The following is a 16,070-nucleotide window of genomic DNA, read 5'->3' as shown; positions in this document are numbered from 1 at the left end:
TTTCTCAATCTCGATTTACAGGTAACGCAAAATTGCTGTGTAACTCAGATTCATTTTATACCGCTTAGTTCCGGCGATAAGTTTATGGAAAAGGTAAAAATTTATTGGCCGTCTTTACAAAACTCCGGGGTTATTCCACCGCCATGAGCTTGCGGTATTCATCCCAGGCATACAGGTCGGTCATGCCGCTGATATAGTCCTGGATAAGACGGCAGCGATAATAATATTCCATCACCGGCCATTGAGGAGAATGGCGATCCAGCTTACTCATCGCTTCGACATACGCCAGACGATGACGGGTAGAGAGTTTCTGATAAAGTCGCGATTCAATAGGTATTCGGCGCACGCGCTCGTGTTCCACCAGCTCACTGAACTCGTCGACCGACAGCTGAAGCAACGGGGAATAAATTTCCAGTAACCCACTGATTACCCGGTAGCCCTGCAGCTCTAACTGTTCAACATCCGGATGGCTGAACACATGCCGCATCGCCACATGTTTATAAAGTTCGAGCAGTTGACTGAAACTACTGTCATCTTCCAGCAGCGCATGATTGAATTCCCCGTCGAAAATCAGCGGTAAATTATCAATAAAGCGCGACGCCGCATACGGCACCAGTTTATTTAATGTATTGACCCGCAAATACATAAAGAATTGATCTTCCGTACTGCGGCTTAATGTATTTGAGCGTGATTTTTCCCAGGCATTTTCGACAACCTGCGCAAACAGCGACCCTTTTTCATGGGTCCCCCAGGCCGCATAAAGATGCTGATAAAGTTCCTCGACGCTGAAGATTCTTTTCTCAACGGCGTCTTCCAGATCGGCCACGCAATAGGAAATATCATCGGCGGCTTCCATAATCCAGGTCAATGGAAAGCGGCCGTTTGGCGTCAAAGAGAGTTCTTTACGCAGCCGTTCAATATAGGCCTCTTCAGAAAGGTAATAGCCCGGTTTTTTCATTAAATAACTGTGAGACGCAGGCGTCTCCCCCATCCACCAGGCGGGGCGGGTATATTTCAGGATGCAACCGACCTGGGCCCAGGTCAGGTTCATACGCATCAGTGAATGGACCAGCCGGATGCCCTGTGCGTTACCCTCGAAATGACAGAGGTCCTGGCGCACTTTACGCCGCAGATCGTTCAACCCCTCTTCACCTTCACGCAGTCGGAGATCGCGTACGATACAGCGGTCATCGCTGAGGGGCTGACTGACCGCATCCGAGGGGTACAGCCGTTGTTTAAACCAGTCATTAATTGCCGCCTCACCAAAGTGACCGAAAGGCGGATTACCGATGTCATGCATCAGGCAGGCCATCTCAACGATGCTCTCGAAAGGGCCCGTCAGTTCGTCCAGACCATAGGTTTCCAGCAAACGCTGTTCTTTCAGGCGGCTCAACACCTCTTTGGCAATATAGCGCCCCACCTGCTGCACTTCCATGGAGTGGGTCAGGCGCGTGCGCACCGCGGCATTACGCTCAAGTGGAAAAACCTGAGTCTTTTGCTGCAGACGACGGATGGCGGGCGAATTGATGATCCGTCCGCGATCGCTTTCGAAGATACGCAGGATCTCATGTTCGCTCTTGTCGCCCTGCGGCGAACGGAAACGTCGGTGCCAGTTAATTTTGGTGCGAAAATCGATTGGTGACATGTGCTCCCCCGCCTGAGAATGCGTTTCCCCTTAACCGCATGATAGACTATGCATCTTAACAAGGCACATCGCGAGTAAATCTATGAAAATCGGCATTATTGGTGCAATGGAAGAAGAAGTTACGCTGCTGCGTGACAAAATTGAGAACCGTCAGACACTCTCTCTGGGGGGTTGTGAGATCTACACCGGCCAGCTGAACGGTGTTGACGTAGCTCTGCTGAAATCAGGCATCGGTAAAGTGGCTGCTGCGCTGGGTGCAACCCTGCTGCTTGAGCGCTGCAAGCCGGACGTGATCGTTAATACCGGCTCTGCAGGTGGCCTGGCGCCGACGCTGAAAGTGGGTGATATCGTGGTCTCCGACGAAGCGCGCTACCACGATGCTGACGTGACCGCCTTCGGCTACGAGTACGGCCAGCTCCCGGGCTGTCCCGCAGGATTCAAGGCTGACGACAAGCTGATTGCCGCGGCAGAAACCTGCATTGCGGAGCTCAATCTCAACGCGGTACGCGGCCTGATTGTCAGCGGCGATGCGTTTATCAATGGCTCCGTGGGTCTGGCGAAAATCCGCCATAACTTCCCGCAGGCGGTGGCCGTTGAGATGGAAGCGACCGCGATCGCTCACGTTTGCCATAACTTCAGCGTGCCGTTCGTGGTGGTTCGCGCCATCTCTGACGTGGCTGACCAGCAGTCCCACATCAGCTTCGACGAGTTCCTGACCGTTGCAGCAAAACAGTCCACCGTGATGGTGGAACGCCTGGTGCAGACTCTGGCACGTGGCTAAACATAGCATCAGGGCGCTGGCCGCCCTGCTTCTTTTCGCACCGCTGTGGCTCTATGCGGTACCGCGTGTGATTACGCTCTCCCCCGCGAACACGGAACTGGCGTTTGCCGCCGGCATTACCCCCGTTGGCGTGAGCAGCTTTTCCGATTATCCCCCGCAAGCCGCAGGCATTGAAGAGGTAGCAACCTGGCAAGGGATGAACCTTGAGCGCATCGTGGCGCTTAAACCGGATCTCGTGCTGGCCTGGCGCGGCGGCAACGCCGAGCGGCAGGTTAACCAGCTGACCTCGCTTGGCATCAGGGTGATGTGGGTTGACGCGGTGAGCATTGAACAAGTCGCGCAGGCGCTACGCGCCCTGGCTCCCTATAGCCCAACCCCCAAAAAGGCGGACGACGCCGCCAGACAGATGCTCAGCGACTATGCCGCGCTAAAAACCCGCTACGACACGCCCGTGAAAAAGCGTATCTTCCTGCAGTTTGGCAGCCAGCCGCTGTTCACCACCGGAAAGGGATCGATTCAGAACCAGGTGCTGGAAGTCTGTGGTGGTGAGAATATTTTTGCGGCCAGCCGCGTACCGTGGCCCCAGGTAAGCCGTGAACAGGTTCTGGCGCGCCAGCCACAGGCTATCGTCGTGGTCGGAAATGCGAGCGAGATTCCTAAAATTGAACAATTCTGGCAAAGGCAGCTAAAAATTCCGGTGATCCCGCTCAACAGCGACTGGTTTGAACGCGCCAGCCCGCGTATTATCCTCGCCGCAAAACAGCTCTGTGCCGCGCTGGCAGAGAGTCACTAACATTCGTTCGAGGATTTAACGATGCTCGTTTATTGGCTGGATATTCTTGGCACAGCCGTTTTTGCTATCTCCGGCGTCCTGCTCGCCGGAAAACTACGCATGGATCCGTTTGGCGTGCTGGTGCTGGGCGTGGTCACCGCCGTGGGAGGTGGGACTATCCGTGATATGGCGCTGGCAAATGGCCCGGTATTTTGGGTAAAAGATCCGACCGATCTGGTGGTGGCGATGGTCACCTGCCTGTTAACCATTGTGCTGGTTCGCCAGCCTCGCCGATTACCGAAATGGATACTGCCGGTACTGGATGCGGTGGGCCTGGCCGTGTTTGTCGGGATCGGCGTAAACAAGGCGTTTAATGCGGGTACCGGCCCGATGGTGGCGATCTGCATGGGCGTATTAACCGGCGTGGGCGGCGGGATCATACGCGACATTCTGGCGCGTGAAGTGCCGATGATCCTGCGTACTGAAATATACGCAACGGCCTGCATTGCGGGCGGCATTGTTCACGCGACCGCGTACTACACCTTTGCGATCCCACTGGAAAATGCAGCGATGCTGGGAATGGTCGTGACGCTGGTGATACGTTTAGCGGCGATACGCTGGCATCTGAAGCTGCCGACGTTTGCGCTGGATGACAGGTAAACGCAAAACGGTAACCGCAAGGTTACCGTTTTTAGTCTTTTCTCCCTCTCCCTGTGGGAGAGGACCGGGGTGAGGGCATCAGCCCGCCCCCTCTTAAATACTGAACGAAGAACCACACCCGCAGGTGCTTGTCGCATTCGGGTTGGTCACCACAAAGCGCGAACCTTCCAGACCTTCGGTATAATCCACCGAACCGCCCACCAGATATTGCAGGCTCATCGGGTCAACCACCAGTGCAACACCCTGCTTCTCGATAGTCATATCGCCATCGTTGACCTGATCGTCAAAAGTAAAACCATACTGGAAGCCGCTGCAGCCGCCACCGGTAATATAGACACGCAGTTTCAGATCCGGATTGTCTTCGTCGGCAATCAGGGTTTTCACTTTGTTGGCTGCTGCTTCGGTAAATTCCAGCGGCACAGCTACATCATCACTCATCTTATGCTCCCATGAATACTGCTACTGCTATTGGGTAAAATTCACCCAATTCTTTGTGTCATTATCTAATACCCTGGTAATTCATTCAAGTATTCTGCGTTGCGGCCCGTTCAGCCTCTTGTTTTGCCAGAGTATGCGCAAGGATGGTGGAGTATAGCGGTTTTCCACCCAGGAATTGGGCTAATAGTGTCGCGCCGAGACAGGTAATGATCATTGGCAAAATGAGCTGGTAATTGTCCGTCATCTCCAGCACCAGCACGATCCCGGTCAACGGCGCACGCAGGGACGCCGCCAGCAGCGCCCCCATTCCGGCAATCGCAAAGGTGCCAGCTTCCAGATGGTATGCCGGAAAACCGGCCTCGGCCGCCATGCCAAAGGCAGTGCCGAGCAGCGTTCCCAGCGCCAGCATCGGGGCGAATATCCCGCCGGGCGCACCGGAGGAAAAACAGAGCACCGTGGTGATGACACGGGAGATAAACATAAACAGCAGCAGGCCCACGCTGAAGTTCCCCGCAGCCGCAATCGGGATCAGCCCGAACCCGCCGCCGGCGGCGTTCGGTTCAATAAAGCCGAGCACCCCGCACATCCCGCCCAGCAGGCCGCCCATGAGAACCCATTTGGTTGTATTCCCACCGTGAATACGCTGGAACCAATCCTGAGCGCGTAAAATAAAGATATTAAACAGCGGGCCCACCACGCCAAAAATCATGCCGAGGATCAGGTAAAGCCACAGCGTATTCACCGGCGCATTGGTCAGTTTCCCCACTTCTATCACCGGGCTTTCGCCATTAAAAATGCGAAAAACAATGCTCGACATAATGACGCCGGTAAAGACCGCTTTTATGGAGATCAGGTTGTAGCGGAACTGGGCGCGCATCTCTTCAATGATGAATAAAATCCCCGCCAGCGGCGCGTTGAACGCGGCTGAAAGCCCCGCTGCCGCACCGGTGGCCAGCAGCGTATGGCGCGCTTCCGCGCTGCGCATCCGAAACAGGTCCCCCACCATACGCCCGACGTTCCCGCCCAGCTGTACAGTCGGTCCCTCACGTCCCAGCACCATCCCCGCACCGAGGGTTCCCATACCACCGATAAATTTCACCGGGATCACCCGCCACCAGCGCACCGGGCGTAACTCCTCCAGCGCACCTTCAATTTCCGGGATGCCCGAGCCCCCCGCCTCCTGCGCAAATTTGCGCACCAGAAAATAGCCCACCATGGCAAACAGCGCAGAGAGCCAGAATGCCCCAGCCCAGACCAGCCAGGGGTTATTGGCGAAACCGGCTACGGTTCCCACTCGCCAGTTGAGGACGGCATTCACCGCTTTTTCAAACGCCACACCAACCAGACCCGCGAGAGTACCCACCACGGCAGCGGCGAGCAGAATTGCCAGCGGCGTTTTATCGCGATTAATCAGCCGCCGGATGCTGATACGGTGTTGGGCACGTCTGAACTGCTGTTCTTCGAAAGTGGGGAGGTCTGCTTTCATTACCGTTTCTTTTCGTCATACAAATAGCCGCAGGGATTTTACCAGAGTGCGTCGCATCTTCCCGTGAAAAATACTTAACAATTGTTTAGCCGTGAAAACGGGCAAAAATTTCATTACCTTTCGCGGATCACTTAGAATAGTGTGCTTAATCATTTTATACGAACCAGGAACGACGCCATGAGCAAGTCTGAAAACCTCTACAGTGCAGCCCGCGAGCTTATTCCGGGTGGCGTGAACTCACCTGTGCGCGCCTTTACCGGCGTGGGCGGTACGCCGCTGTTTATCGAACGTGCTGACGGCGCGTATCTGTATGATGTCGATGGCAAAGCCTATATCGATTATGTCGGCTCCTGGGGCCCAATGGTGCTGGGCCACAACCACCCGGCTATCCGTAACGCGGTGATCGAAGCCGCACAGCGCGGCCTGAGCTTCGGTGCGCCAACCGAGATGGAAGTGAAAATGGCGGAGCTGGTCACCGAGCTGGTGCCCACCATGGACATGGTGCGTATGGTGAACTCCGGTACCGAAGCGACCATGAGCGCCATCCGCCTTGCGCGTGGCTTCACTGGCCGCGATAAGATCGTCAAATTTGAAGGCTGTTACCATGGTCATGCGGACTGCCTGCTGGTGAAAGCGGGCTCCGGCGCGCTGACCCTCGGCCAGCCAAACTCTCCTGGCGTACCGGCAGATTTCGCCAAACATACTCTGACCTGCACCTACAACGATCTGGCTTCCGTTCGCGCGGCGTTCGAGCAGTATCCGCAGGAGATCGCCTGCATTATCGTTGAGCCTGTTGCGGGTAACATGAACTGCATCCCACCGCAGCCTGATTTCCTGCCAGGCCTGCGTGCCCTGTGCGATGAATTTGGCGCCCTGCTGATCATCGACGAAGTGATGACCGGCTTCCGTGTGGCGCTGGCGGGTGCCCAGTCTTATTATGGCGTTGAGCCAGATCTGACTTGCCTTGGCAAAATCATCGGCGGCGGCATGCCGGTCGGGGCATTTGGTGGGCGTAAGGACGTCATGGAAGCCCTGGCACCAACCGGCCCGGTCTACCAGGCAGGCACGCTCTCCGGTAACCCGATTGCGATGGCGGCAGGTTTTGCCTGTCTGAGCGAAGTGGCTCAACCGGGGATTCATGAAACCCTGACTGAGCTGACCACGCAGCTGGCAAACGGACTGCTTGACGCGGCAGAAGAAGCCGGTATTCCGCTGGTGGTGAACCACGTGGGCGGCATGTTCGGGATTTTCTTCACCGATGCGAAAACCGTGACCAGCTATCAGGACGTGGTGAAATGTGACGTCGAACGCTTCAAGCGCTTCTTCCACCTGATGCTGGAAGAAGGCGTCTACCTGGCGCCGTCAGCGTTCGAAGCAGGCTTTATGTCCGTGGCGCACAGCAAAGAAGATATCAATAACACCATCGACGCGGCGCGTAAGGTGTTTGCGAAGCTCTAAGATGAGCAGCTTGATGCCCTCACCCCAACCCTCTCCCACAGGGAGAGGGAGCAAACACTAAAACGGCAATCTAAGGATTGCCGTTTACTTTTATTACCGACTCTGCTTTCTCAACAGATAAATAAAATACGGCGCACCAATGAAGGTCGACAGCAGGCCCGCCGGGATCTGATACGGGAACAGCACCATTCTTCCGCACCAGTCCGCAAACACCAGCATGACCCCGCCCGTGAGGGCAGACATCACAATATGCGGCATCGTCCGGCGGAATCCCATCATTCTCGCAATATGCGGCGCCATTAACCCCACAAAACTCAGCGGTCCGATCGTCATGGTGGCCGTCGCCGTCAGGCACGCCGCCAGCAGCAGCAGAGCCACACGCGCTGGCGTCAGCGCCATGCCCACCGCACGCGCGGTTTCACCGCCGAGCGGCAGAATGGTCATCCAGCGACGGCACAGCGGGACCATCGCCAGCAGCACGATCATCACGATCCCGGACCAGACAACCTGGCTGCCGGTAGCACCGTACGTTGAGCCGGAAATCCAGGTCAGGATCTTCGCCATACGTGGGTCACCGCTCGCCTGCAGCATCATCAGCAGCATCGTAAACGCGGTGCTGAGCGCCATCCCGGCCAGCAGCATTCGGTGCGGAGAAAATCCGCCGCGACCGGCAGCGATGAGGATAATCATCAGCGTGGCCGCCGCACCGAGACTACCGGCAGGCATCAGCCAGGCAAACGCATTGCCCGGTACAAAGAACAGCATCAACACCACGCCAAAGGCGGCGCCAGAGCTGATCCCGAGCACTTCCGGGCTCGCCATCGGGTTGCCGGTCAGACGCTGAATGATACACCCCGCTACCGCCAGCATCACCCCGGCGATCAGCGCAGCGAAGATACGCGGCCAGCGCCACTGCAGCAATTCGTTAAGCAACTCGCCCGTTGCCCAGTGCCAGCCCGCCGCATCGCGCCCGAAAGCGAGCGCAGTAAACGAGGCGATAACCAGCACCGCCAGACCGGCAAGGCTAAACCACAGCACCGACTGACGTTCAGCAGAAACTTTATCGCCCGCATCCATCGCCGGCGCGCTCATGCTGCGCAGACGCGGCAGCAGCCAGAGCAGAAGCGGCGCACCGATAAGCGCCGTGACCGACCCGGTAGAGACTTCCCGCCACACCCGCGCCAGCCAGAGAATCAGCTGATCGGAAAGCCAGAGGATCAGTGCCCCAATCAGCGCGGCCAGCAGCAGACGCGCCAGCAAACGACGCGCCCCGAGCATTTTCGCCAGCAGCGGGGCAAACAGGCCGATAAACCCGATGATGCCAACCGCGTTCACCAGCAGGGCACTCAATACAATCGCCAGCGTCAATGCAGCCAGGCGGGCCAGCGACAGCGCCAGCCCCAGATTACGCGCCACACCATCATCCAGTCCCATCAGCGTGAGTGGACGCAGGAGCAACAGCGTCAGTACGGTGCCGCCGGCCAGCTGTGGCCACAGACGCTGCACGACGCTCCAGTCGGTCTGGGTGAGCGTGCCGGTACTCCACAGGAACATGCTTTGCAGCCGATCGTGGTGGAACAGCACCAGCAACTGGTTAATCGCCCCGCAATAGAGGCTCACCACCAGCCCGGCCAGAATCAGCGTCACGGGGGAGAGGCGTTTGCCCCAGGCCACGCCAAAGACCAGCGCCCCCACCACGCACGCCCCCGCGAGAGCGGCAAACTGCGAGGTCAACGCCCCCGGAAGCGCCCACAGCGTAACGATCGTGATCCCAAGCTGCGCGCCGGTCGCGACACCGAGCGTCGTGGGCTCCGCCAGTGGATTACGTAAAACCTGCTGGAACAGAACGCCCACCAGCCCCAAACCGGCACCCACCAGGAGCGAGATCGCCAGACGCGGCAGCAGACTGTAGTGGAACAGCATCTGCTGAATGTTATCGATATCCGGTGCGGCCAGCGCGCCGCCCCACTGTCCACGCGGCAGCGCCGCCGAGAGGTTGAACCAGGTTAACCCCAGCGCGGCGAGGAAAAGTACGGCCAAAAGCAACGCCGGGAAGCGGGCGATACGCTTGCTCATGCTTTACCTCCCAGCGCGTTATCCAGCACCCGGGCAAAGTGCATGGCTGACAGCGTCGCGCCGTAGAACCAGACCGCCGGAGCGCGCTGGAAGCGCTGCTCACGCACAAACGGCATCGCCTGCCACAGCGGTGTCGCCATCAGCGTCTGCATGTCACGTTCGTTCCCGTGGTCAAAACAGAGCACATCCACATCACGAAACGCCGCCAGGCGGTCGATACCCACGGCGGTGCTGCCCCAGAACGTCATCTCCCCTTCCCAGGCATTACGGATGCCAAAACTGTCGAGCACTTCCTGGAACAGGCAGTTTTTACCAAAGACCAGCATATGGCGGGCATCCAGCAGCGTCACCATCAGCAGCGGGCGATCGCCCCGGTGCGCAAAACGCGGTTTTAACGTAGCTATCAGGTCATCAAATTCCTGAAGATGCTGTTTGGCCTCGGCCTCGCGGTTGAGGAAATGCGCCATCTCGTTAATCGAGTTTTTCGCAACGCTCAGCGGTTTTTTACCGTCGCTGAATGCGAATCCGCGTCCTGGCGCAATGCGTGCCATGACCTCTTCAGATGGACCGTAGCCCGCAGACCAGAACAGGAATGACGGTTTCATCTGGGTGAGCAGCTCGAGGTTTGGTTCGGTACGCAGGCCGACGTCGATCACCGAGTCCGGCAGTTTCGGCTCATTCACCCACAGGGTGTAATTGGGAATATCCGCCACGCCGTAGGGCGTAACGCCGAGCGCCATCATCAGCTCGACCGGCAGCCACTCCAGGGCCACAATACGGTGCGGATCGACGGCGGCAGCGCGCGCCGGCGTCATTTTTAACAGCAGCGGTGAGAGCGCCATCGCCGTCAGCAGGCGGCGGCGACTGATAAGTATGTTATTCAGCATCAGTATACAAAGCTCACCGGCGCAGCCCCGGCCGGGTGAGGCAGAATCCCCATAGGAATACCGTAAATACGTTCCAGCGTTTCACTGCGCATCAGCTCGGACGGCGAGCCCTGTGCAATCATCTCGCCACCACGTAGCGCGACAAGGTAGTCACAATAACGCGCGGCCATATTGATATCATGCAGGACCGCAATCACCGTCAAACCCCGCTGCTGACTTAAGCGATGCACCAGCGCCAGCACGTCGACCTGGTGTGCAATATCCAGCGCGGAGGTCGGCTCGTCGAGCAGCAGGCAGCGGCTGTCCTGCGCCACCAGCATCGCAATCCACGCGCGCTGACGCTCTCCGCCGGAGAGGCTATCCACCAGCCGGTGCGCCAGCGGTTTTAGTCCCACCAGCGCAATCGCCTCTTCCACTTTCTCCCTGTCGGCGACGCCGAAGCGCCCCAGCGCGCCATGCCAGGGATAACGCCCAATGGCCACCAGCTCGCGTACCGTCATCCCTTCCGCCTGCGGCAGCTGCTGCGGCAGATAAGCCACTTTACGCGCGAAGGCTTTACTGCTCCAGCTCTCCAGCGGTTGGTTGTCCAGCAGAATGTCACCTTCTGAAGGCGGCTGATGACGGCCCAGCATTTTGAGCAATGTGGATTTACCGGAGCCGTTGTGACCAATCAGGCCCGTGACTTTACCAGCCGGAAACGTCAGAGAGAGCGGATGCAGCAGCGTGCGTCCGGGTACGCGAAAGGAGAGATGGTTGAGCATAAAGGTGGTGTCGGGTTGCGTTTGATTATCCTGCATATCAGCCAACTTAAATAAAAAGGGCACGGCGAACCGTGCCCAAAGAGCGGTTAGAAGCGGAAGGTCGCGGTGGCAACAACCTGACGTTCAGCACCCCAGAAGCAACCGTAGGTGTTGAAGCAGCTGGCAACGTACTCACGATCGAACAGGTTATTCACGTGCAGCGCCACGTTCGAACCGGCCATACCAACGCGAGCCAGATCGTATCGGACCAGCGCATCGACGACGGTATAGCTGCCCACTTTGAAGGAGTTCGCCGCATCGCCATAGCTTGAACCGGTATAACGCACGCCGGTACCCAACGTCAGGCCGGAAAGCGCGCCATCAAAGAGGGTGTAATCACCCCACAACGATGCCATATGTTTCGGAACCTGTGCAGGCGTGTTGCCTTTGTAATTGGTATCGGTGGTGTATTCCGCATCGGTGTAGGTATAGGAGCCGACAACGTTAACGCTCGCAGACAGTGCAGCTTTCGCTTCCAGCTCTACGCCACGGGCACGGATTTCACCGCCCTCAACCGAGAAGATGGAGCCCGCCGGGTCCGCCATCAGGTTGTTGGTTTTGGTTAACTGGTACAACGCACCGGTGACGACAATCGGACGATCGTCCGGAACGTATTTCACGCCCGCTTCGTACTGCTTGCCTTTAGACGGAGAGAACAGTTTACCCTGAGCATCAGTCTGCGAAGCCGGTTCAAACGATTCGCTGTAGCTAAAGTACGGGGTTACACCGTTATCAAACAGGTAGTTAACACCGCCACGCCAGGTAAACTGGGTGTCATCACGTTTGGACGTGGTATTGAACACACGGTTATAGGACTCCTGATCGGCCCAGTCATAACGGCCGCCCAACGTGACCAGCACTTTATCCCACTGCGCCTGATCCTGAACATAAAGACCGGTCTGCTTCTGGCGGTTCAGGACCTGGTAAGGACCTGAGTTAGCCGGATCTTTTGCACCGAAATCAAAATCGCTGTTCACAGGATGATAAAGATCCAGCAGCGGAACCGAGTCGTCATAACCGAACCAGGAGTTGATGTCATTCCGCATGCGCATAAAGTCAACGCCGGTCAGCAGAATGTGATCCACCTCGCCAGTAGCGAATTTGCTTTGCAGCTGAGTATCAACGGTGAAGTTCTGCAGTTTTTCATTATCGACAACGTATTTACGCGCCAGATAATGCCCTTTATCAGCAGGGGACAGCGCCGCACACTGTTTGTTGCCTGCATTCGCCGGATCGGTGCAGACGCCATAACCGTAAACACTGTTTTGCGAGGTTTTATTCTCGGCAAAGCGCAGGTTCTGGCGCACGGTAAAGGTATCGTTGAATTCGTGGCCGAAGCTATATCCCACCATTTTCTGGTTACGGGAATAGGTATTGTTCTTCGCGCCCTCGTTGAAGTCAGTCGGCAGACGATCGCCGTTTGGCAACGGATCGACCGTCCCCTCTTTCGGTAACCAGCCGTAGTAACCTGTTTCAGGCTCGTTCTGGAAATAAGAGAGGAACGTAAAGGTCGTCTTCTCATCAGGACGCCAGGAGAAAGATGGCGCGATGGCATAACGCTGCTCTTCTGCACGCTCCTGCTGAGCGTTATTAGAGCGCGCTACACCCGTTAAGCGATAAGAGTAAACGCCGTCGTCGTCGATGGCATCACTAAAATCAAACCCGGTCTGGAACAGGCTATCCGTACCTACTTTGAACTGGATCTCTTTCAGCGGCTCGGTGGTTGGGCGCTTACTTACCATATTCAGCAAGCCACCAGGGCTGCTTTTGCCATACAGAACGGAAACCGGACCGCGCATGATCTCGGCGCGCTCCAGCATATAAGGATCGATCACCGCGTCGTTATAGAAGTTCCCCTGCATTTTCATGCCATCGAGGTAGTTATTTTGTGTCTGACCATCAGCCGCAAAGCCACGGATAATCAAATAGTCATAGGTGTTGGATGCACCACGGGTGCCTACCGCAACGCCTGGCGTGTAACTCAGAGCTTCTTTAACCGAGCGCGGCTGATGCAGCGCCATCTCTTCAGCTGTTACTACAGAAATTGACTGCGGTACCTTTTGGATGGGGGTATCCGTTTTGGTCCCGGTCGCGGATTGTCTCGCTGCGATGGTTGCAGCAGGCCCCCAGGCACTCTCCTGTGCCGCTGGTGCTGCGGTTACCGTAATGGTTTCTTCTTTTTTCGGGGTTTCGGCAGCATGAGTATAAGCCGACATGCCGGCAACCGCTGTGGCTACAACGACCGCGATTTTACGCAGCGACGTGTTAATTGGCTGAGCAGTATTGGAAAGCGCCATGGTGTATCTCTGATGGAAAAGTGAATGATAACGTAAACGAGAATTATTATTATGACCGCAGCATAATAGGCGAAACGTTGGCTGCAAAGCAAGCAGTACGCGGCCCTACGAGAATTAAGGGTTTAAGAAATAACCAGGAGAAAACGAAGGGTTAATCAGTATTAAAAAGAGGGTTAAAAAAATGGGGGGAATGGGTAAAAAAATCCCCCCTTGCGGGGGGACCTGAGGCGATTAGTTACCGCCGAACATATCTTTAATCCAGCCTGCGACACCGTCGCTGTCTTTCTTCTCATTCTGCTGCTGCGGCTGTTGCTGCTGCGGCTGCTGTGGCTGAGAAGACTGCTCAAACGGGTTACCCGTTGGCTGTTCTGGCTGGCTTTGCTGGCACAGCGAGTCCGGGTTTGTGGTCCAGACTGGCAGGGTACGCATCCCGCCGCCGCAGACGAAGTTACCGGAGCTGTCCACGCCCATATCGACGATGTCTTCCGGCGCAACCAGGTTCAGCGGAACCGGAGACTGATTAGCCAGATAGCGCTGGTAAATCGACATCGCCCCGCTCGCACCGTACAGTTTGGTCGGCTGGTTATTATCGCGGCCTACCCAGGTGATCACCACTTCACGCCCGTCAATACCGGCGAACCAGGTATCAACGTTGTTGTTGGTGGTCCCGGTTTTACCCGCCAGATGCAGACCCGGATACTTCGCCCCCAGCTGACGCCCGGTGCCGCGCTGCACAACCTGCTGCATCGTCCACAGCGTCATATAGGCAGCCTGAGCAGGAACGGCACGCTCCGCCTGCGGGAAGCTCTGATACAGTACGGAGCCATCCTCGGCAATCACCGAACGCAGCGCTGACAGCGGTGCACGGTTACCGCCGCTGGCAATGGTCTGGAACGCCTGCGCCACTTCGATCGGCGTCAGGTTAAGCGCACCGAGGATCATCGCAGGCACCGGATGCAGCTGATCTTTCGACACGCCGAGTTTCTGCCAGGTGTCGACAATGGCCGGCAGGCCCAGCGACATCCCCAGATTGACCGTTGGCACGTTCATTGAGCGCGTTAACGCATCCACCAGCATCACCTGGCCGCTGAACTGTTTATCATCGTTCTGCGGTGACCAGACCTGGCCGTTAGGCTGACGCAGGGAGATCGGCGCATCCGCAATCCAGGTATTCAGGCGATACTGATTTGGCTGACTCAGGGCAGTGAGATAGGTCGCCGGTTTTGCCAGAGAACCGATCGAGCGACGCGCCTGCATGGCACGGTTGTAACCCGCAAACTGCGGCTCAGCCCCGCCCACCATCGCGCGAACTTCACCGCTGTTACGGTCAACCACCACCATCGCGGTTTCAAGATCGGAGAGCTTACGCTGTTTCTTCAGTGCCGGAATGCCTTCCACCGCCGCTTTTTCTGCCGCATCCTGCGCCACGGAGTCGAAGGTGGTGAAGATCTTCACGCCGGAAAGATCTTTCACTTTATCACCCAGCTTGCTCTGCAGCTCCTGACGCACCAGCTGCATAAACGCCGGCTGAGGCGAGATCACCCCACCGCGCGGCTGAACGCCCAGCGGACGCGCGCTCAGCATGTCGTACAACTCCTGGTCAATCACCTGCTGTTGTTGCAGCAGACGCAGTACCAGGTTACGACGTTCCAGCGCCAGTTTCGGGTTACGCCATGGGTTGTAGATGGACGCCCCTTTCACCATGCCCACCAGCAGCGCCTGCTGGTCCAGACTTAGCTCTTCGACCGGACGACCAAAGTAATACAGACTCGCCAGCGGGAAGCCGCGGATTTCGTTATCGCCGCTCTGACCGAGGTACACCTCGTTCATGTACAGCTCAAGGATACGATCCTTGCTGTAGCGCGCATCCATCAGCACGGCCATGTACGCTTCGTTAGCTTTACGCCAGTAAGAGCGTTCGCTGGAGAGGAACAGGTTCTTCACCAGCTGCTGAGTAAGCGTACTTGCCCCCTGCACGGTACGCCCCGCAGTGAGGTTAGCCAGAACCGCACGGCCAATCGAGTAGAGGCTAATGCCATCGTGCTCGTAGAAGTGACGGTCTTCGGTTGCCAGCAGGGTGTCCACCAGCAGATCCGGGAAGCCGTTACGCGCCACAAACAGACGCTGTTCGCCGTTTGCTGATGAGAGCATGGTGATCAGACGGGGATCGAGACGGAAGAAACCGAACTGACGGTTGTTATCCATGTTCTCAATGGTATCCAGACGATCGCCGTCAAAGGTCAGACGCGCGCGCACCTGCCCCTCTTTGCTGTCCGGAAAATCAAACGGACGGCGGATCATCTCAATGCTGTTTGCCTGCACGGTAAATTCGCCAGGCCGCGTCATTTTCGATACCTGGCGATACTGCGTGGCTTCCAGCAGTTTGACCATCTCGTTCTTACTGATGGACATATCCGGCTCAAGGTTCACCATACGGCCATACACCGCCGCAGGTAACTGCCAGACTTTACCGTCGATACGGCTGCGGATCTTCTGATCCAGATACACGCCGTAGATCGCCATCAGCACAACAAAAACAATAAACAGCTTCAGCAGCAGCCAGAACCAGCCGCGTTTGCCCCGAGGCTTACGCCCTTTGCCTTTTCCTTTGCGCGGCATCGGTTCTTCATCCTCATAATCGTCTTCATAGTCATCGTCATAGTCCTCATCTCTGAGGCGACGACGGCTTACCTTTTCTTTCGCCGGACGTGTTGGTCTTCCCTTACGTCCTATTGGCTCGCGGTCATTCCCCGCCATGCTTTTTCTCCGC

At 57.0% G+C, this 16,070-nt stretch carries 12 protein-coding genes; 4 read left to right on the top strand and 8 right to left on the bottom strand.

Annotated elements, in window-relative coordinates:
• Window positions 1-130 precede the first annotated feature (130 nt).
• A complete protein-coding gene (dgt, locus tag EKN83_RS06240) occupies window positions 131-1,645 on the bottom strand; it encodes a dGTPase (RefSeq protein WP_047957782.1) in 1,515 nt (504 codons plus the stop codon).
• Window positions 1,646-1,727: 82 nt separating this feature from the next.
• Here dgt and mtnN point away from each other — a divergent pair, with 82 nt between their 5' ends.
• From mtnN to EKN83_RS06225, 3 genes are read left to right on the top strand one after another with little or no spacing between them, the layout of a single operon-like run.
• A complete protein-coding gene (gene mtnN, locus EKN83_RS06235) occupies window positions 1,728-2,426 on the top strand; it encodes a 5'-methylthioadenosine/S-adenosylhomocysteine nucleosidase (RefSeq protein WP_025756811.1) in 699 nt (232 codons plus the stop codon).
• The gene (gene btuF, locus EKN83_RS06230; protein ID WP_126800518.1) at window positions 2,419-3,219 is read left to right on the top strand and encodes a vitamin B12 ABC transporter substrate-binding protein BtuF; all 801 of its coding nucleotides are present in this window, start codon (window positions 2,419-2,421) and stop codon (window positions 3,217-3,219) included. The genes mtnN and btuF overlap by 8 nt, the downstream gene beginning before the upstream one ends.
• Window positions 3,220-3,240: 21 nt before the next feature.
• Window positions 3,241-3,858, top strand: a complete 618-nt coding sequence (locus EKN83_RS06225) for a TRIC cation channel family protein (protein WP_025756809.1) — start codon at window positions 3,241-3,243, stop codon at window positions 3,856-3,858.
• Between the two features lie 93 nt (window positions 3,859-3,951).
• Here the strand turns inward: EKN83_RS06225 and erpA are convergent, their stop codons facing one another.
• Complete coding sequence (gene erpA, locus EKN83_RS06220) at window positions 3,952-4,296, bottom strand: iron-sulfur cluster insertion protein ErpA (RefSeq protein WP_008501923.1); 345 nt, start codon at window positions 4,294-4,296, stop codon at window positions 3,952-3,954.
• A gap of 85 nt (window positions 4,297-4,381) precedes the next feature.
• Window positions 4,382-5,782: a H(+)/Cl(-) exchange transporter ClcA gene (clcA, locus tag EKN83_RS06215; protein WP_126800517.1), complete on the bottom strand. Its 1,401-nt coding sequence runs from the start codon at window positions 5,780-5,782 to the stop codon at window positions 4,382-4,384.
• 177 nt (window positions 5,783-5,959) lie between these two features.
• On the opposite strand from clcA, the gene hemL reads away from it, so the two are divergent.
• Window positions 5,960-7,240: a glutamate-1-semialdehyde 2,1-aminomutase gene (gene hemL, locus EKN83_RS06210; protein ID WP_126800516.1), complete on the top strand. Its 1,281-nt coding sequence runs from the start codon at window positions 5,960-5,962 to the stop codon at window positions 7,238-7,240.
• A 93-nt stretch (window positions 7,241-7,333) separates the two neighbouring features.
• Here the strand turns inward: hemL and fhuB are convergent, their stop codons facing one another.
• The 5 genes from fhuB to mrcB form a co-directional block, all read right to left on the bottom strand.
• A complete protein-coding gene (fhuB, locus tag EKN83_RS06205; protein ID WP_045285871.1) occupies window positions 7,334-9,316 on the bottom strand; it encodes a Fe(3+)-hydroxamate ABC transporter permease FhuB in 1,983 nt (660 codons plus the stop codon).
• Window positions 9,313-10,203: a Fe(3+)-hydroxamate ABC transporter substrate-binding protein FhuD gene (fhuD, locus tag EKN83_RS06200; RefSeq protein WP_045285870.1), complete on the bottom strand. Its 891-nt coding sequence runs from the start codon at window positions 10,201-10,203 to the stop codon at window positions 9,313-9,315. Before fhuD ends, fhuB begins: the two co-directional genes overlap by 4 nt.
• Complete coding sequence (fhuC, locus tag EKN83_RS06195; RefSeq protein ID WP_126800515.1) at window positions 10,203-11,000, bottom strand: Fe3+-hydroxamate ABC transporter ATP-binding protein FhuC; 798 nt, start codon at window positions 10,998-11,000, stop codon at window positions 10,203-10,205. Before fhuC ends, fhuD begins: the two co-directional genes overlap by 1 nt.
• A 50-nt stretch (window positions 11,001-11,050) precedes the next feature.
• Complete coding sequence (gene fhuA, locus EKN83_RS06190; RefSeq protein ID WP_126800514.1) at window positions 11,051-13,300, bottom strand: ferrichrome porin FhuA; 2,250 nt, start codon at window positions 13,298-13,300, stop codon at window positions 11,051-11,053.
• 231 nt (window positions 13,301-13,531) lie between these two features.
• Window positions 13,532-16,057 (bottom strand): bifunctional glycosyl transferase/transpeptidase, encoded by a 2,526-nt coding sequence (gene mrcB, locus EKN83_RS06185; RefSeq protein WP_025756802.1) that lies wholly within the window; start codon window positions 16,055-16,057, stop codon window positions 13,532-13,534.
• Window positions 16,058-16,070: the final 13 nt, after the last annotated feature.

The sequence above is a fragment of the Enterobacter sp. WCHEn090032 genome, from assembly GCF_003986875.1.
Lineage (GTDB): Bacteria > Pseudomonadota > Gammaproteobacteria > Enterobacterales > Enterobacteriaceae > Enterobacter > Enterobacter sichuanensis.
The sequence above is the reverse complement of the archived record's forward strand: the minus strand, read 5'-3'. Positions and strand labels throughout refer to the sequence as shown.